This is a genomic window from Serratia sp. B501 (assembly GCF_051172315.1).
Taxonomy (GTDB): Bacteria; Pseudomonadota; Gammaproteobacteria; order Enterobacterales; family Enterobacteriaceae; genus Serratia; species Serratia ureilytica.
The window spans coordinates 546339-564962 of record NZ_JBPIZB010000004.1; the positions used below are offsets into that span (position 1 = coordinate 546339).

Sequence of the window (18624 nt, forward strand, 5' to 3'; positions counted from 1 at the left end):
CCTTTTATCTCCTTGAAAATCATGCTTTCGGTTAGAGTGAAACAACGTCATGCCTGCGGCCCGGGCGGCAGCGCCGCCAGAGCGATATCGCCAGCGATGTGCTGCGCAAACTGGGTAAAGACGTGCTGAACGCCGTCGGCGATCAGAGTGGCCTGCTCCCTGCTGTAGTGATCCTGGCGATAGGTCATCATCACCCGCAGGGATTTCTTCCCGGCCAGATCGTCTTCCATCACCTCAAACTGCAGGCCGAGCAGCGATTCGGCTTTCTCCGGCTCCACCTGACGGTAGGCGATCGCACGGCCGTCCTGCAGCCGGAACTCGCCGTTCAGCTTGATGCGGCTGTGGATCTGGATGAACACTTCGAACATGTGGTTCTTGCGGTCGGCATCCACGCCGAACAGCCCTTCTTCCACCAGGTCGATCGGAATGTCGGTGTACGGCAGCGAGCCATTGATGGTGTTTTTCACCTGACTGACCAACCCGGCGACCGTCAGCCCTTCGTCGAAGCGCACGCGGTGCACCACCACGGTGGTGAAGTAGCCGACGGTATCGAAGAACTCGGCGTCGTTACGGCCGGAGGTCGAGGTGCCCACCAGCAGATCCGCCGGGCCGCCAAGCAGGCGCAGCGCCGAGGTAATCCCGGCATACACTACGTTGAACAACGAAGCGTTGTTGCGGCGAGCGAGTTGATACAGGCCTTCCGCCACGGCGGGATCGACCTCGAACTCCAGCCAGCCGCCGTTGACGTCCGCCGGCGCCGGCACCGCCGGATGGGTGGACGGTTCTTGCCGGAAGATCGGCTGGCCGACCGGCGCGCCGCGCAGCGCATCGAGCCAGTAATCCAGATGTTGCTGCTGCACCCCCGAGGCCCGCTGCTGCCGGGCGAAGGTGTGGAACTGCGGCGGCTGTCCGCTCCACTGCGGCGCCTGGCCGACGACGCGATGGCGATAGGCGACGCCCAGCTCATCCATCATCAGGTTGAGCGACCATTCATCCAATACCACGTGGTGGAACAGCAGCGACAGCAGCTGCTGGCCGTTGTCCGCATCGCGCAGCAGCGTGACGCGCAGCGGCAGCTCGGCGGCCAGATCGAAACGGTGCTGGCCGGCGTCGGCCAACAGGGCGGCGGCGTTGCCCGCCGGCGTTTCCTGAGAGAAACGGAACCATTGGTAATCCGACAGTTCGGCAGCCGGCACCACCACCTGCACCACCTCGCCCTGCTGCTCGACGAAGCGTGAACGCAGCACGGTATGGCGAGTCATGACGTCGATAAACGCCTGACGCAGGGCCGTTTCATCCACCTCATCGAAGAAACGCAGAGAGAACGGCAGGTTGAAGATCTCGTCATGACCAAAGGCTTCATACACCTTCCACAACGATTCCTGCGCCAACGACAGCGGCGCCTGCGCCCGATCATGATCGTCGGCGGTCGTCGGTGCGGCATTCGGCTGCGCGACGTTCAGGCGTTTGGCGTACCCCGCCAGCCCGCGCGCCGTCGGATGGCTGAACAGATCGTTAATGTTGATTTCGATCTGATGCAGGCTCAGTAAGCGGCCGATCACCCGGGTGGCGACCAGCGAATGGCCGCCGCGATCGAAGAAGTCTTCATCCAGGGTCATTTCCGGCGCAGCCAGCGCCTCACGGAACGCCTGCAAAATCAGTGGTACAATGCTTTCGTCCGCGTCGCCGTTCGTCGCCGGCGCGGCCATCGCCGGGGAAACGGCCTCAGCCGCCGGCAATGCGACGGCAATCCGCTGCCCGGCCAGGAACGCGCTGAACTGCTCCAGCAGGAAAGGCGCCGCGTGCGGAGACAGACGCGGATCGGTGACCAGCTCCAGCGTCAGCGTTTCCGCCTCGGGCGAGCTCAACAGCAGCGCCAGTTCAAACGGCGTATGCAGCGGCGGCAGCAACAGGCGTTCGGCGTGAACGCCTTCCAACCGCCACTCTGCAGCCAGATCGTCGCGCCAGGCCACCAGCAGCTGCGCCCGCTGCGGATCCGGCTGTTCAGCCACGGTCTGCGCCAGCAGCCGTTGCCCGGCATCGCCGTCGCCATGACGTACGGTCAAGCGCATCAGCGGCGCTGCCGTCAGCCCCAGTTCCAGGCCGACGCACTCCGCCGTCTCAGCCGCCGGCACGCACAGCTGCACCGCTTGGCCGCCGGCCTGCGTGGCGACGAACTCGGCAAAACGCGCCGCCACCGCCGCCAGCAAGGCCCGCGGCGTCTCGTTGGCGGGCAACAGCGAGCGCGCAATGCGCGTGACCACGCGCCCACCCACCGGCGGCAACGTTTCAGCTCGCTGCGCCGGGCTGCGGTAATCCTGCAGCGAGACCGCCTGGCGCGCCCAGGGCAGCTGTGGCTCCGGGATTTCCGGCGGCTCGACCGGCTCCGCCGCGAAAGGCAGAGGCATCGCATCTCCGTTATAACGGGCGGACAACATCGCCGGCAGGTGGCGCCACGGCAGCGTTTCCGCCAGGATGTCATGCAATACCGCGCCCAACATCACGTCACCGCCCGGCGTGAGCAACAGCAAGAAGCGCAGCGGCGCTTCGCCTTCCAGTTCAAACGGCGCCGCCTGCGCCTGCAGCAGGCAATCCATGGCGTGTTGTTCATCCGCCACCTGACGCAGGCTCACCGGCAACGGCGCCGAATCGGCGGCGCGTTTAATCAGACCGTTTTCGTCATCAAAAACGTAATGCACGTTCACGCCCGGCGTTTCCCGCACCAGCGCCTGCAACGCCGCCGTCAGTTGGGCGATATCCACCTCTCCCGTCAGGCGCCAGGCCAACGTCCGCTGCCCGCGTGCGTCACCCTGCTGCAGATGGGCAAACCATGCCCGCTCTTCGGCTTCGCTTACCGGCCGCTCGCCGTTCGCCGCCCCCGCGCCCAGCGCCTGAAACGCGCTCTCCAGCCGCTGGGCCTCTTCATCGCTCAGAATGCTGTCAAAATCACCGATCACTGCGTTATCTCCTTTGCCCGGCCGTGCCGGTATAGCGCATAAAACGGGGGACATTCGTCCCCCGTCACCGCGATAGCGTTAGAAAGTCAGCTCAACCGCTGCGCCGACCAGGCGGCCTCGCTGGAGCGTCGCCGTGTAAATGTCATTGCTTCTGACCATCTCGCGGCGGTCGGAATCAAACAGATTTTTCGCATACAGCGTGGCGCGACCGTAGTCGAAGGTGTAGGCCAGCTGGGCGTTGGCCGTCCAATAGGAACCGATGCGCCCGCGCGAGTCGTTGTCGTATTGCGAATAGTAGGAGTCGGTAAACGCCACGTTACTGCTCAGCTCCCACCCTTTCAGGAACTGATATTTGGCGCCCATGTTGGCGGTGTAAGCCGGCGCGCGCGCCAGCTCATGCCCTTCCACGCCGCTGCCCGAGAACTTCTTGATGTCGGTTTTCAACAGGCCGAGGTTACCGAACAGTTCGAAATCCCAGCGCGGCTGCCAGGTAGCGCCGATTTCCGCGCCGTAGGTTTCCACCTTGTCGGCGTTGCGGATCACGCTGGAGTTCTCACCCAGCGAGTACGGCAGCTGCATATCCTTGTAATCGTTGTAGAAGATGTTACCCGTCAGCACCACGTTGGCGTCTTTCAGGTGATGGCGGGTGTACAGCTCGTAGTTCCAGACATACTCGGAACCGTAGGTGTAGCTGACCACCGGCGTGCCGATCGTGATGCCGCCGCCGCCGGCGTTATAGCCGCGTGCGATCTTGGCGCCGTAGGTTTGGGTATCCGTCGGTTTCCAGGCCACGTCCAGCTTCGGCAGGAACACGGTGTAGGTTTCATCGAAATCGATGCGCACCGCCTGGCTGCCACCGTCTCGGCGACGATGTTCGCGCTCCAGACGGCTGGCGGCGGTCACGTCCACCTGCGGCGTCAGCGCATAGGTCAGCTCGGCGAACGCCGAATGGGTATCGGTCTTATCCTTGAAGGTCGAGCCGCCAAAGATGTTAACGAACTCATCCTGCGTGCCGTGGAAGTAACGCAGCCCCGCCAGCCCGTGCAGGCGGCTGTCCGCGCCGCCGAAGCGCACTACCGGCTCCACGTGAACTTCCTGGCCGTCGATCTCGGCGTATTGGATGTTGTAAGCGGTCGGACGGTTGATGTTGAAGTCGGTGTAGATAACGCGGTTTTGCAACGTCAGTGCGTCGGACTGCTCCCAGGCCAGATCCCAGATGGTGCTGTTCATGTTGCTTTTGAACACAGCGCGGCGCGGATCGTGGCGCGGATTGGTCGGATGTGGCTGCGGGTTGAGGCTTTCGTTCTGCGGCGCGGTGCTGCCGAAGTGGTTGAAGGTCAGCTTGGTGGTCAGATCGCGCAGGCCGGCCGGGTTGAACAACAGCTTGGCGCGGGCGGTGGTGGCTTCCACTTCGCGCGGATCGCCCACCGGCGCATAGGCCGGCAGATCGGCTTCGCTGCGGCGGCGCTGGCGATCGACGCTGACGCGGAACGCCAGCTGATCTTCCACCAGCGGGCCGGACGCCATGGCCGCCAACTGTGAAGAGTGCTGGTTGCCGGCCCCGCCCTTGAAGGCGCTTTCCCACTCGAAGGTCGGATCCTTACTGGCCATGACGATGGCGCCGGCGATGGCGTTGCGCCCCTGGATGTAGCTTTGCGGGCCGAGGAACACTTCGACGCGATCCAGATCCCACAGCGACTGCGGACCGAACGCCTGTTCGTTATAAGTCAGCGAACGGCCGTCCAATGACAGATTGAGGCGCGGGCGGGTGCCGCTGAGGAAAGCGTTGGCGCCGACGTTCGGGCCGGAACCGTCGATGCCGCGCACGGTCGGCAGTTCGTTGCCGATGCCCAAATCCACCACGTTGGGGGTCATGCGCAGCAGGTCGGGGATCTGCACCGCATCGGGCATCGAGGCGATGCGGTTGCTGTCGAACACCTGCACGCTGGAGCCGGTGTCGAAAATGGACCGTTTGATCTTCTCACCGGTGACCAGCAGCGTTTCCGCGTCCTGGTAGGTTTCGTTGCTCTTCGTTTCCGCCGCGTTGACGTTACCGATCGCCAGTGAACAAACCCCTAAAAATACGGAGGAAAATGCCCCAATGGCTTTCAACCCCGCCTTTTCCCCGTTTCCTACGCTTTCATGCCGTTGAGCCGCAAAATGCTTGCCCATAGATGTCTTCTCCTTTCATCCCAGAGGTGCACAAAATTTGATTTTTTTTTACACAACCTACATCGACACTCACACAGATCATGACGCTGCGGCCTTCCCGGCCTTGCTGTTGCTTATCCCTGCGGCAAACCCATGTCTTTCGCGGCCGAACGGGCGCGGCCCCGTCCACGGCCAAGCCGCCGGCGGAGCGGCCGGCAGCTTGTATAAAAACGTAAAATAATGTTAAGAATGATAATATTTTGCATTTTCTAATGCAAATCATTATCAATAAAGGTGTGAGGGCTGACAAGATAACTGCCAGAAGCCCTTATGCTTTCGCAGGAAAAACGAGCGCTGAAATAACAAGCAATCATTTCAATGCTAAGAATAATATAGATAAATTATTCACGCCCAACGCGCTCTCTGCTCGGTATTGCTAAAACGCCTTATAGATAGCACCCGTGCGCCAAATGGATCAAATAATAATAATTTTCATTCCTATTAACATTTGGATATATTCTTGCAGTCTCGTTGGCTGAATCAAAATGGATACCCGATGAAAGCGTTAACCACGATGCAGGCCGCCTATTGGGTAGGCCGACAGTCCGCTCCCCCTCTGGGCGGCATGGCCGCCCACCTGTATGCGGAGTTCGACGGCGGCGAGCTGGATACCGCTCAGCTGCGCCAGGCCGTAGAGATGTTGTACCTGCATCATCCGCTGCTGCGCCTGCGCATTACCGACGATGGCCGACAGACGATCGCGCCCCCCGGTCCCCGGCATACCTTGCATCTCGACGACTGGCGACACGCCGATGAAGCGACGCTGGCGGCCGCGCTCGCCGCCAAACGCCAGGCGAAAAGCACCCAACTGCTGCCGCTGGAACAGGGCGTTCCCTGCGATATCAGCCTGAGCCTGCTGCCGGCGGGACGCAGCCGCTTGCACGTCGATCTCGACATGATCGCCGGCGATGCCATGAGCTTTCGCCTGCTGATGGAGGATCTGGCGGCGTTTTATCACCAGTGTCCGGCGGCGCCCTCCCATGACGCGCCGCCGGCCTACTTCGATCACCTCGAACGACGCAACGCCGACGAGGCGCTGCGCCAGCGGCGCGAACGCGGCCAGCGTTGGTGGCGTGCTCGCCTGGCGCAGGTGCCGCCGGCGCCGCGCCTGCTGCGCACGCCGGATCGCTGCCGCAGCGATCGTTTGGCCATCCAGTTGAATGCAGAAGAAAGCCGCGCGCTGGAGAGCGTGGCCAAGCGGCACCACACCTCCCTCTCGACGCTGTTTCTGGCGCTGTTCGCGCTGGCCGTCGGCCAGGGTTGGAACATGACGCGCTTCCGGCTCAACGTGCCGCTGTTCCACCGCGAGAGCGAACGGGAAGACGCGCATCGCCTCGTCGGCGACTTCTCTAATCTGGTATTGCTCGGCGTGGAATTGAACCCGACGGAAAACCTGAATGCCTTCTGCCAACGCCTGATGGCGCAGCTGGCGGAGCTGATCGAGCATGCGGATTACCCCGGCGTCAGCGTGATGCGCGATCTGTCACGCCTGCACGGCAGCCTGCAGCCTTCGCCGGTGGTGTTTACCGCCGGTTTCGGCATCCGCGGCAAGACGCTGTTTTCCGAACGGGTCGCCGACACCTTCGGCCCTCTCGGCTGGGTCATCTCTCAGGGGCCGCAGGTCGCGCTGGATGCGCAGGTCGCCCACGTCGACGACGGCATTCTGATCAACTGGGACGTGCGGCTGGACGCGTTTCCCGAGCACGTGTTGCCACGCCTGCAGGCCTGTTACCGGGCGCTGCTGCACCTGGCCGCGCGGCAAGCGGGGGCGTTCGATCGCCCGCTGTCGCAACTGCTGGCGCAGTGTACCCCCGACGCGCTGGCGCAGCAGGCGCCGGTGCGCCAGGTGTTGCACCGGCTGCTGGCACGGGTGGCTCCCGAGGCCGGCTTGCGCGACCACGACGATATCCACCGCTTGGCCCTGCCGGATGCTGGGGTGAACGCGCTGCTAACGGTGCTCAACAAATATCTGGCGGCGGCGCTGACGGCGCAGGATCTGGCGGCGCATCCCTCTCCGGCGGCGCTGGCGGCATTGATCTGCCAACGCTCGCCTGAGGCAGGACGGCATGCGAAAACGCTGCTCGCCGCGCTGGCGCCGCAGCACTGAGATCGGTTTCCGGGCGCGCGACGTCCGGCACGTTTTAATCGGTTAGCGACTATAGGGAAGCACCATGGAGACACCATTAACCGCACTGCAGCAGGCCTATCTTCTCGGCCGCAGCGATCGATGGCCGCTCGGCGGCGTGGCGATGCACGACTTCCGCGAATACCGCGCCCGGCAGCGGGATGTGCTGCGCCTTGAAGCGCGCCTGGCCGAGCTGGTACAGCACTACCCAGCGTTGCGCACCTGCATCGATGTGCAGCGAGGCACGCAGCACGTGCGCCCGGAAATCACGCTGCATCTGGATCGCCACGACCTGCGCTCGCTGGATGACGAAGCGGCGCAGCGCCAGACGGAACAACTGCGCGAGCGTTACTCCCACCAGCGCCACGATCCGAGCCAACCGCTGTGGCGCATCGCCGTGATCCAATGCGCCGAACAGCAGGATCCGACGGGATCGCCGTACGATACGCTGATCTTTACCAGCTTTGATGCCTTGATCCTCGACGGCCAGGGGATCTCCGCCGTGATCGCGCGCCTGTTCGACGATCGCCCTCTGACGCCGACCGCCGCCGCGCTGCCGCCCCCTGCGGCATCGGCGGCGCAGCGCCAGGCCGATGCCGCCTATTGGCGCGAGAAGCTGCAGGATGTCACCACCCCGTCGGCGTTGCCGTGGCGCGCCCCGCTCGCCAATCTCACCGCATCACGCTATCGCCGCGCCACCCTGACGCTGCCGCACGACACGGTCAAACAACTCGGCCGCCTGGGATCGCCGCATGCGCTGCTGCGCAACAGCCTGCTCTCGGCGCTGATCCTCGATACGCTGGCCCACTGGACCACCGACGGGGAGCTGTGCGTCGGGGTGCCGGTGGCGTTCCCCGCCGCCGACGCCGCGCTGGGCAACGCCTCCAGCTTCGTGGCGGTGCGCTATTCGCGCTATGGCGAAGACTTTATCCAGCGCGCGCAAGCCTTGCAGGACGATGTGCTCGGCGCGCTCGATCACCTGGCGTTTTCCGGCGTCGATCTGGCGCGTCAGTTGCTCGGCCAAAGCCAGGGCGGCCCGGCGCTGCCGGTGATCCTGACCAACTGTTTGGGTTGGGAAACGCTGCCGGCCGAGGCGCCGATGCGCTTCCACGATGGCCTGACCCAAACGCCGCAGGTCGCTATTGATATCCGTCTGACGCTGGACAGCGAAAAAAACCTGCAACTGTGCGTGGATTACGCCGAGCAGGCGCTGCACGGCGAGCAGGTAGCGGCCATGCTGGCGGCCTTGCAGCGGCGCATCCTGCACAGTTGCCAACGCGCCGATCTGGCGATCGCCCCGCGAGATTTCATCGATCTGGCGCATTACCGCCACAACGACAGCGAAGCGAATTACGTGCCTTATCCTTATCTGGCGCAGCTGGCCGAGCGGCTGTTCGGCGCGCATAACGGCGGCAACGCGCTTATCTGTGGCGAGCAGACGCTGACCTATCGCGAGCTGGGCCAGCGGATCGCCACGGCGATCGCCAACCTGCAGAGCCGCGGCGTACAGCCGGGCAACGTGGTGGCGCTGTATTTGCCGCGCAGCCCGGAACAGATCATCTTCAGCCTCGCCTGCGCCCTACAGGGGGTGATCTGGGTGCCTATCGACATCAACTCGCCGCCGGAGCGCACCGCCTACCTGCTGGAGAACTGCCGGCCGACGCTGGTGGTGCACGGCGGCGATCTGGAGACGCCGATCGGCGTGACGCCGGCGACCCTGCTGGCGCCGACGGATCGCGCGCCCGCGCTACCGGATGAACAGGCGTTGACGGAACGCAGCGCCAGCCAGGCCGCGAGCTATTACCTGTATACCTCCGGCACCACCGGTAAACCCAAGTGCGTGGTGCTCAACAACCGCGCCACCGCCAATGTCGTGCACCAAACCCAACAGCGCTGGAGAGTCACCGCCGACGACGTCTTTATTTCCGTGACGCCGCCGCACCATGACATGTCGATGTTCGATCTGTTCGGTTCGCTGTGCGCCGGCGCCACGCTGGTACTGCCGGCGCCGCATCAGGAAAAAGACGCCATCAGTTGGAACCAACTGGTGGAAAAACATCGGGTCAGCCTGTGGTGCTCGGTGCCCGCCATTCTGGAGATGCTGCTCACCTGTAAAACGGCCGACAGCCTGCGCTCGCTGCGCTTGGTGGCGCAGGGCGGCGACTACATCAAGCCGGCGACGGTGCAAACCCTGCGCACCTTGCGCCCGGATCTCGCGCTGTTCTCACTCGGCGGGCCGACCGAAACCACCATCTGGAGCATCTGGCACCCGATCGCCCCGCAGGAGAGCGGCACCGTGCCTTACGGCCGCCCGCTGCCGGCCAACCGCTATTTCATCTGCCATGACGACGGCAGCCACTGCCCGGCCGGCGTGGTCGGCCGCATCCATACCGCCGGGGTCAACCTGGCGTTGGGCTACCTGGAGCAGGGGGAGCTGAAGCAGCACGACTTCGTCACCCTCGCAGGGCCGGACGGGCAGCCGCTGCGCGCTTTCCGTACCGGCGATCAGGGCTATTACCGTCCGGACGGCAACATCATGTTCGCCACCCGGGTGAACGGCTATGTGAAGATCCGCGGCGTGCGCGTCTCGCTGCCGGAAATCGAAGACGTGCTGCGCCGCCATCCGGCGATCCGGGATATGGTGGTCGTGGATTATCCCAGCGGAGAGAACAACGAGGCGGCGCTCGGCGCCCTGTATCTGACCCGCGACGGCAAGCCGCTGCCGCTGTCCGAGATCCGCGCCTTCGCCACCGGCTATCTGCCCTGTACCCATATTCCCACGCGCTTTATCCACGCCGAGGCGCTGCCGCTGTCTGCCAACGGCAAAACCGACCGCCATCGCATCCGCGCCGACCTGAGCCAGCGGCAAACCGCGCCGGCGCTGAATGCCTGCGCAGCCCCGCCGCCGAACGCGCCTTTGGCGCGCAGCGCAGAGATCCTGACCATCTATTGGCAGGCGATCGGCGTGACGCCGCGCCCGGAATGGGGAGAAGAGACGGCGTTTATCGCCATGGGGCTGAAGCTGCCGCATATCAAACAGGTGGCGGAGCGCCTCAATGACGCTTTCGGCACCCGGCTGGTGAGCAGTGCGCTCTTGCCGTGCAAGAATGCGCGCGAAGTGGCGGCGTTACTGACCAGCTGAAGCCACATCACTCGGGCGGGGATATCCCCCGCCCGCAGGTTATCAGGCGGGCAATGCCGTCAGGGCCGCGAGCGGTTGTTCCCAGGCTTCCCGCTGCAGCGCGCGCAGCAGAAATTCTTGCAGCGCCTCGCCATAGTCCAGCGCATCCTCCGTCGGGAACTGTTCCAGATAAATGTCGATATCCACCTGCAGATCGCGGGCGTCGGTGCGGCCGCGATACGTCAGGTTGAAACCGTCGCCCGAGCCCCCGGCCAATACGCGCCGGGCGCCGCGACAACCGACAAAACGGGGCGCGTCGAAGGGTTGCACGTTGATGAAGGGAGAAATAAAGAAGCGCGAGTTCGGATCCACGCCGCGATCGGCGGCCAGTTGGCGCAGACGATAGCCGGCGTGGCTGCGCAGCTCGCGCAGCTGCTGCGTCAGGGTGGTCAGAAAGCTCCCCAGCGTCTCCATTGGCGACGGCGATACCAGCAGCGGCAGGGTATTAACCGCCAGCGAAGGGACGTTGGTGGCGGCTTGCCCGCGGCGATTCATCGCTGGCATCCACATCGGCAACGCATCGCCCTGCCGGACGTGGCGCGGCATGACCTGAAACAGCCAGGCCGCCGACAGCGCCACCAGCAAGTCGGGCCAATTGATGCCACTGCGTTCCGACTGCTGCGCCAGACGTTGCGCGACTTCTGTCGGCAACCGACGGTTGACGCTCAGGCGTCGCACGCCATACTCTCCGCCACCCTTACGCACCGTCGGCAGCGCCTGCGACGGCGGCAGATAGGCCTGCCAAAAGCGCCGATCGCGCTCGCAGCATTCAGAATCGACGTAGGCCAACTCGGCCTGTTGAAAGGGGGCGAAAGCACCCAAAGGGATGCCCGCGCTCCCCTGGCCGAGGTAGTGCGCATATAGCGCGGCGCAGCGGTGTTCGATTAGCGCCATGCCGAAACCGTCGACCAGAATATGGTGCGCACGCACGTACCAGAGGTAACGCTCCGGTCCCAGCTTCAGCAGCCAGGCGGCGGCTAACGGTTCGCGGTGCAACGCCCGGTGCTGCGCGATATCCTCGTGCATCAGGCTTTGCGCCGCCTGCCAGGGATCGCGATGCGTTTGCAGATCGATACGTTGCAATGACGGTATGCGCTGTGGCTCGTGCCGTAGCGGCGGAGGATGGTCGCCACGCCGTTCGCCAAAGCGCAGGGCAAACGCCTGCGTCTCGGCGAGGGTGGCGGCGATCGCCCGGCAGAGCGCCGCTTCATCTATTGCGCCGCACAGTTCGGTGCAATGGGCGACGGTGGATAAGGTCTGCCCAGGGTGCAAGGTGTATTCTTCCCAGAAATCAAGCTGCGCTGGCGCCAGCGGCAACCATTCAGAGGCCAAAGCGGTGTCCGACATGTTACCTACCTTTGATAAGCCTGAATAAAAGCGCCGAACGGGCGATACCCCGCCGTTCAACGGCTTTTGTGTGTCTCCATACATCATCAAATGAAAATGATAATAACATCTATTATCATTTCCAATAATTTGGTAACACTTTAGATTCTGTTAAGCGGGGATGCAAGCGACGCAGCGGGGGCAGAGAAAAGAAAGTGGCAGGCTGAAAGGGCATAAAAACAAATCGCCCCGGGCACGGATGCCCGGGGCGATTTTCATATCCCGCTAGCCGGTGATTAGCCTTGATTGGCCGGCTTCACCTTCTGCGCCAGGAACTCCGTTTCGTAGGCCAGCGCCTTCTTGCGATCGAACTGGTGCTCCCACTTGGCGATAACCAGTACCGCCAGCGCGTTGCCCACGACGTTCAGCGCGGTGCGCGCCATATCCAGGATACGGTCCACGCCGGCGATAAACGCCAGGCCTTCCAGCGGAATGCCGACGCTGCCCAACGTCGCCAGCAGCACCACGAACGAGACGCCCGGCACGCCGGCGATCCCTTTCGAGGTCACCATCAGCGTCAGCACCAACACGATCTCCTGCCCCAACGACAGCTCAATGCCGTACAGCTGGGCGATAAAGATGGCGGCGATGCTCTGGTACAGCGTCGAACCATCCAAATTAAAGGAGTAACCGGTAGGCACCACGAAACTGGTGATCGACTTGGGCGCGCCGTAAGCCTCCATCTTTTCGATGATGCGCGGCAGCACCGTTTCCGAACTGGCGGTGGAATAAGCCAGGATCAGTTCGTCTTTCAGGATGCGGATCAGCGTCCAGATGCGCAGGTTGCACAGCCGAGCGACCGCCCCCAGCACCACCAGGGCGAAGAACGCGATGGCGAAGTACACCAGCACCACCAGCTTGGCCAACGGCAGCAGCGAAGCGAAACCGAAGTTCGCCACCGTGACCGAAATCAGACCAAACACCCCGATCGGCGCATAGCGCATGATCATGTGGGTGACTTTGAACATGCTCTCGGACACGGCTTTGAAGACCTTCAGCAGCGGCTCTTTGGTCTCTTTCGGCAACGACGACAGCCCCAGACCGAACAGCACCGAGAAGAAGATAATCGGCAGCATGTCGCCCTTGGCCATCGACGAGAAGACGTTCGACGGGATCAGCGACAGAATGGTCGCCACCAGGCTGTGCGAACCGCTTTGCACCTGTTCGGTGGTTTTCTCATACTGCGAAATGTCCACCGTGGTCAGCGTCGACATATCGATGCCGTGGCCCGGTTGGAAGACGTTGGCCAAAGTGAGCCCCACCACGATGGCGATCGTGGTGATCACTTCGAAGTAAATAATGGTTTTCAATCCGATGCGGCCCAGCTTTTTCGCATCCCCCACGCCGGCAATACCGACGATCAACGTGGAAATAACGATCGGCACCACAATCATCTTAATCAGACGAATAAAGATATCACCCGCCGGGCTGAGAATATTGCTCACCAGCCACTCACGAGATTCGGTCTGGTTGTGCAATACCGCGCCAACAATAATACCCAGCACCAACGCGATCAGGATTTGCCAAGCCAGGCTAATTTTTACACTTTTCATACCCAAAAAGTCCTCAAAGACTCTTTGCGCCGTACAAAGTCGCAACACGGCGAAAAGAATACTTAATCATTTATTACAGGCTTATGTTAATTCAGTGGAAGCGTTCACCTGCCCTGGGTGCGACGCAGTATAAATCTGTATCATCCGGGCGGCATGCTCTGCAAGCCTTGATTTGTCAGGGTTGAGCGCTGAATCGAATCACAAAAAATTCGCGTAACTATTTCAAATGGCATAATTGCTTGTTATTAAAAACATAATTTTTCATATAATGAAGCACATAACCGCGCCGGCGACGTTTTTTTGAACGCGATTAAAATGCGTTATTTTTCGTCCATTCTGCATATTTAGTCCGCATCAAATGTTTATATTTTGTTACCCAAAAGTCAAATAAATGGGAATTGGCCGAGTGACATTTTCACCCATAAATGCAGCGCCGTTTTATATTCCGATTAAAAATCGAACAATTCGGCAGGATGAATGCCACAAGGTATTTCCCGAGTTTTCATCAGGAATTAAGCGTTAATAGAACGTTATTTCACGATGTGCCGTCCATCGTTATATCGCGTTAATACCAACTTCGAATATTAATAGCGAAAAATAATCAAAAAAGATTTATAGCGCGAAATAATGTCGGTCTCTGCCACCCTTATTAAGCGCGAGGCAAATACCCTCGCCTTTGTTTATTCTTTTTTGTTCTTTAGATAAGTGTTTTTGGCTAAAAAAGCGGGTTTATGATGATTTAAACGCCAAATAGATAGATACGTACTGCAAATGCGGCAGAACTATTACAAATCAATATCTTTGTTGCGTGATCTGCCGCGCAAAAAAGAAACAAAGAATCGTAGCAAACTATACTTAACCTTCAGTTGACATATCATTAACAACTTCAAGGAGAAAAGCTATGAGCCAACTGCATAAACACGCTATTCCTTCTGCAATTGCAGAACGCGCCCTGATTAATCCGGCACAATACCAACAGTATTATCAACAGTCGGTTCAAGACCCAGAAGCTTTCTGGGGTGAGCATGGCAAAATCCTGGACTGGATCAAACCCTATACCAAAGTCAAAAACACCTCGTTCGATCCGGGCCACGTCAGCATCCGTTGGTTTGAAGACGGCACGTTGAACCTGGCAGCCAACTGCCTGGACCGTCATTTGGCCGAGCGCGGCGACCAGACCGCCATTATCTGGGAAGGCGATGACCCGACCCAATCCAAGAAAGTGACCTACAAACAGCTGTACCATGATGTCTGCCAATTCGCCAACGTGCTGAAAAAGCTCGGCGTGAAAAAAGGCGACGTGGTGGCTATCTATATGCCGATGGTGCCGGAAGCGGCGGTCGCGATGCTGGCCTGCGCCCGCATCGGCGCCGTACATTCGGTGATCTTCGGCGGCTTCTCACCGGAAGCGGTCGCCGGACGCATTATCGACTCCAACGCCAAACTGGTGATCACCGCCGATGAAGGCCTGCGCGCCGGCCGCGCCGTGCCGCTGAAAAAGAACGTCGACGATGCGCTGAAAAACCCCGGCGTGGTCAGCGTGGCCAACGTCGTGGTGTTCCAGCGCACCGGCAAACCGGGTTACTGGCAGGAAGGGCGCGATCTGTGGTGGCATGAGCTGACCCAGGGCGTTTCCGCCGATTGCCCGCCGGAAGAAGTGAACGCCGAAGATCCGCTGTTTATCCTGTACACCTCCGGCTCGACCGGCAAGCCAAAAGGCGTGCTGCACACCACTGGCGGCTACCTGGTGTACGCCGCGATGACCTTTAAGTATGTGTTCGACTATCACGACGGCGACATTTACTGGTGCACCGCCGACGTCGGCTGGGTCACCGGTCACAGCTATCTGCTGTACGGCCCGCTGGCCTGCGGCGCCACCACGCTGATGTTCGAAGGCGTACCTAACTATCCGGGCGTCAATCGTCTATCGCAGGTGATAGACAAACACCAGGTCAACATTCTGTATACCGCGCCGACCGCCATTCGTGCCCTGATGGCCGAAGGCGACAAGGCGATCGAAGGCACCCGACGCGATTCGCTGCGCATCATGGGCTCGGTCGGCGAACCGATCAACCCGGAAGCCTGGGAGTGGTACTACAACAAGATAGGCAACGCCAAATGCCCGATCGTCGACACCTGGTGGCAAACTGAAACCGGCGGCTTCATGATTACCCCGCTGCCGGGCGCCACCGAGCTGAAGGCCGGTTCCGCCACGCGGCCTTTCTTCGGCGTACAGCCGGCGCTGGTCGATAATGTCGGCACGCCGCAGGAAGGCGCCTGCGAAGGCAACCTGGTGATCGTCGATTCCTGGCCGGGCCAGGCGCGCACCCTGTTCGGCGATCATGACCGCTTCGAGCAAACCTACTTCTCGACCTTCAAAGGCATGTATTTCAGCGGCGACGGCGCCCGCCGCGACGAGGACGGTTACTACTGGATCACCGGCCGCGTCGATGACGTGCTGAACGTCTCCGGCCACCGTTTGGGCACCGCCGAGATCGAGTCCGCGCTGGTATCTCACCCGAAAATCGCCGAAGCGGCGGTGGTCGGCATTCCTCATAACATCAAAGGCCAGGCGATCTACGCCTATATCACGCTGAACCACGGCGAAGAACCGACGCCGGAGCTCTATGCCGAAGTGCGCAACTGGGTGCGCAAAGAGATAGGGCCGATCGCCACGCCGGACGTGCTGCACTGGACAGACTCGCTGCCCAAAACGCGCTCCGGCAAGATCATGCGGCGTATCCTGCGCAAAATTGCCGCCGGCGACACCAGCAACCTGGGGGATACCTCCACGCTGGCGGATCCGGCTGTAGTCGACAAGCTGTTGGAAGAAAAACAATCAATGAAAGTGCCGTCATAATTTACGCCGCTTCAGGCCGCTCATTCGGATAACGCGCCGTTGAGCGGCCCTGGCGCGGCGTACTCTATCAATACCTACTGGAGACACTCTGATGAATGACACCATTTATCAAGGGATTGAAGAAAACCCGCGCTTTAAAGAGCTGGTGAGAAAACGCGGCCGGTTCGCCTGGCTGCTTTCGCTGATTACGCTGGCGCTGTACGTCGGCTTCATTTTGTTGATCGCCTTCGATCCCCAATGGCTCGGCACGCCGATCGCCGCCGGATCGACCATTACCCGCGGGATCCCGGTCGGCGTCGGGCTGATCGTGATCTCTTTCGTCTTGACCGGGATCTATGTGTTTCGCGCCAACGGCGAATTCGATCGCCTCACCGCAGAGATTCTGCGCGAGGTGAAACAATGAAGCGCTTATTGTCCGCCGCCGCGCTGCTGTTGCTGCCGGGCCTGGCCTGCGCCGACGCCATTGGCGGCGAGGTGCATCGTCAGCCGCTGAACATCCAGGCGATCGTGATGTTTATCCTGTTTGTCGGCGCCACGCTCTACATCACCTATTGGGCCTCCAAACGCACCCGTTCCCGTCAGGACTACTACACTGCGGGCGGGCGCATCACCGGTCTGCAAAACGGGCTGGCGATCGCCGGCGACTTCATGTCCGCCGCCTCGTTCCTCGGCATCTCCGCACTGGTCTATACCTCGGGCTATGACGGCCTGATCTACTCCATCGGCTTCCTCATCGGCTGGCCGATCATTCTGTTCCTGATCGCGGAACGCCTGCGCAATCTCGGCCGCTATACCTTCGCCGATGTCGCCTCTTACCGTCTGCAGCAGAAACCGATCCGCACCCTCTCGGCCTGCGGCTCGTTGGTGGTGGTGGCGTTGTATCTGATCGCGCAGATGGTCGGCGCCGGCAAGCTGATCCAGCTGCTGTTCGGGCTCAACTACCATGTGGCGGTGATCCTGGTCGGTATCCTGATGGTGCTGTACGTGCTGTTCGGCGGCATGCTGGCCACCACCTGGGTGCAGATCATCAAAGCGGTGCTGCTGCTGGCCGGCGCCAGCTTTATGGCGCTGATGGTGATGAAGTCGGTTAACTTCGACTTCAATACCCTGTTCGCCGAAGCGGTGAAGGTGCATCCGAAAGGCATCGCCATCATGAGCCCCGGCGGGCTGGTGTCCGATCCGATTTCCGCGCTGTCGCTTGGCCTGGCGCTGATGTTCGGCACCGCCGGTCTGCCGCACATCTTGATGCGTTTCTTCACCGTGAGTGACGCCAAGGAAGCGCGCAAGAGCGTGTTCTACGCCACCGGCTTTATCGGTTACTTCTATATTCTGACCTTTATCATCGGCTTCGGCGCCATCCTGCTGGTCAGCGCCAATCCGGCGTTCAAAGATGCCACCGGCGCGTTGCTGGGCGGCACCAACATGGCGGCAGTGCATCTGGCCAATGCCGTTGGCGGCAACTTCTTCCTCGGCTTTATCTCGGCGGTGGCGTTCGCCACCATTCTGGCGGTGGTTGCAGGCCTGACGCTGGCCGGCGCCTCGGCCGTGTCCCACGATCTGTACGCCAGCGTGATTAAAAACGGCAAGGCGACCGAGCGCGATGAGCTGAAGGTCTCCAAGATCACCGTCGTGGTATTAGGCCTGGTCGCCATTGCCCTGGGGATTTTGTTCGAGAAGCAGAATATCGCCTTTATGGTCGGGCTGGCGTTCTCCATCGCCGCCAGCTGTAACTTCCCTATCATCATCCTGTCGATGTACTGGTCGCGTTTGACGACCCGCGGCGCGATGATTGGCGGCTGGTTAGGCCTGCTGACGGCAGTGATTCTGATGATCCTCGGCCCGACGATCTGGGTGCAGATCCTCGGCCATGAGAAACCGATTTACCCGTACGAATACCCGGCGCTGTTCTCGATGATCGTGGCCTTTGTCGGCACCTGGCTGTTCTCGATCACCGACAGCTCACTGGCCGGGCAGCAAGAGCGGGAACGCTTCCGGGCGCAGTTTGTTCGTTCGCAAACCGGGCTGGGCATTTCTCAGGGCAGCTCGCATTGACCGAATAATAAGTGAAAAAAGCAAACACACCCTAATCAAAGGCCCTTCGGGGCCTTTTCTCTGGCTCGCTGACGGAGAAGAAGGAGGAGAAAGCAGCGCAGCGTAGCTGCGCTTTTTTGCGTTTTACGCACAGCAAAAAGCCCTGAACGTCAGTTCAGGGCTTTCGGCTTTGTTTGATGCCTGGCAGTGTCCTACTCTCGCATGGGGAGACCCCACACTACCATCGGCGCTACGGCGTTTCACTTCTGAGTTCGGCATGGGGTCAGGTGGGACCACCGCGCTATTGCCGCCAGGCAAAT

The 18624-nt window shown here is 61.1% G+C and carries 9 protein-coding genes and 1 rRNA gene; 5 read left to right on the forward strand and 5 right to left on the reverse strand.

Going from position 1 to position 18624, the window contains the following annotated elements:
• Nucleotides 1-47: 47 nt before the first annotated feature.
• Nucleotides 48-2957 carry a condensation domain-containing protein gene (locus tag ACSBQV_RS16165; RefSeq protein ID WP_099783362.1) on the reverse strand — a complete coding sequence of 970 codons (2910 nt, stop codon included), beginning with the start codon at nucleotides 2955-2957 and terminating at the stop codon, nucleotides 48-50.
• A gap of 78 nt (nucleotides 2958-3035) precedes the next feature.
• Nucleotides 3036-5129 carry a TonB-dependent receptor gene (locus tag ACSBQV_RS16170; protein ID WP_099783364.1) on the reverse strand — a complete coding sequence of 698 codons (2094 nt, stop codon included), beginning with the start codon at nucleotides 5127-5129 and terminating at the stop codon, nucleotides 3036-3038.
• Between the two features lie 535 nt (nucleotides 5130-5664).
• Here ACSBQV_RS16170 and ACSBQV_RS16175 point away from each other — a divergent pair.
• Together ACSBQV_RS16175 and ACSBQV_RS16180 are read left to right on the forward strand one after the other, a co-directional pair.
• On the forward strand, nucleotides 5665-7275 hold the full coding sequence (locus ACSBQV_RS16175; RefSeq protein ID WP_099783366.1) for a condensation domain-containing protein: 1611 nt from the start codon (nucleotides 5665-5667) through the stop codon (nucleotides 7273-7275).
• A 64-nt stretch (nucleotides 7276-7339) separates the two neighbouring features.
• Nucleotides 7340-10435, forward strand: coding sequence for an amino acid adenylation domain-containing protein (locus ACSBQV_RS16180; RefSeq protein WP_099783368.1), 3096 nt, complete (start codon nucleotides 7340-7342; stop codon nucleotides 10433-10435).
• A 42-nt stretch (nucleotides 10436-10477) separates the two neighbouring features.
• Here the strand turns inward: ACSBQV_RS16180 and ACSBQV_RS16185 are convergent, their stop codons facing one another.
• The gene (locus tag ACSBQV_RS16185) at nucleotides 10478-11821 is read right to left on the reverse strand and encodes a condensation domain-containing protein (RefSeq protein WP_099783370.1); all 1344 of its coding nucleotides are present in this window, start codon (nucleotides 11819-11821) and stop codon (nucleotides 10478-10480) included.
• A 275-nt stretch (nucleotides 11822-12096) separates the two neighbouring features.
• Nucleotides 12097-13413, reverse strand: a complete 1317-nt coding sequence (gene gltP, locus ACSBQV_RS16190; protein ID WP_033641576.1) for a glutamate/aspartate:proton symporter GltP — start codon at nucleotides 13411-13413, stop codon at nucleotides 12097-12099.
• 901 nt (nucleotides 13414-14314) lie between these two features.
• On the opposite strand from gltP, the gene acs reads away from it, so the two are divergent.
• The 3 genes from acs to actP all read left to right on the forward strand — a co-directional run bounded on the left by acs (nucleotide 14315) and on the right by actP (nucleotide 18325).
• Nucleotides 14315-16273, forward strand: coding sequence for an acetate--CoA ligase (acs, locus tag ACSBQV_RS16195; RefSeq protein WP_099783372.1), 1959 nt, complete (start codon nucleotides 14315-14317; stop codon nucleotides 16271-16273).
• A 91-nt stretch (nucleotides 16274-16364) separates the two neighbouring features.
• Nucleotides 16365-16676 carry a DUF485 domain-containing protein gene (locus tag ACSBQV_RS16200; protein WP_004930047.1) on the forward strand — a complete coding sequence of 104 codons (312 nt, stop codon included), beginning with the start codon at nucleotides 16365-16367 and terminating at the stop codon, nucleotides 16674-16676.
• The gene (gene actP / locus ACSBQV_RS16205; protein ID WP_004930048.1) at nucleotides 16673-18325 is read left to right on the forward strand and encodes a cation/acetate symporter ActP; all 1653 of its coding nucleotides are present in this window, start codon (nucleotides 16673-16675) and stop codon (nucleotides 18323-18325) included. Before ACSBQV_RS16200 ends, actP begins: the two co-directional genes overlap by 4 nt.
• Nucleotides 18326-18503: 178 nt before the next feature.
• Here actP and rrf read toward each other — a convergent pair.
• Nucleotides 18504-18619 (reverse strand): 5S ribosomal RNA (gene rrf, locus ACSBQV_RS16210).
• Between the last annotated feature and the right edge of the window lie 5 nt (nucleotides 18620-18624).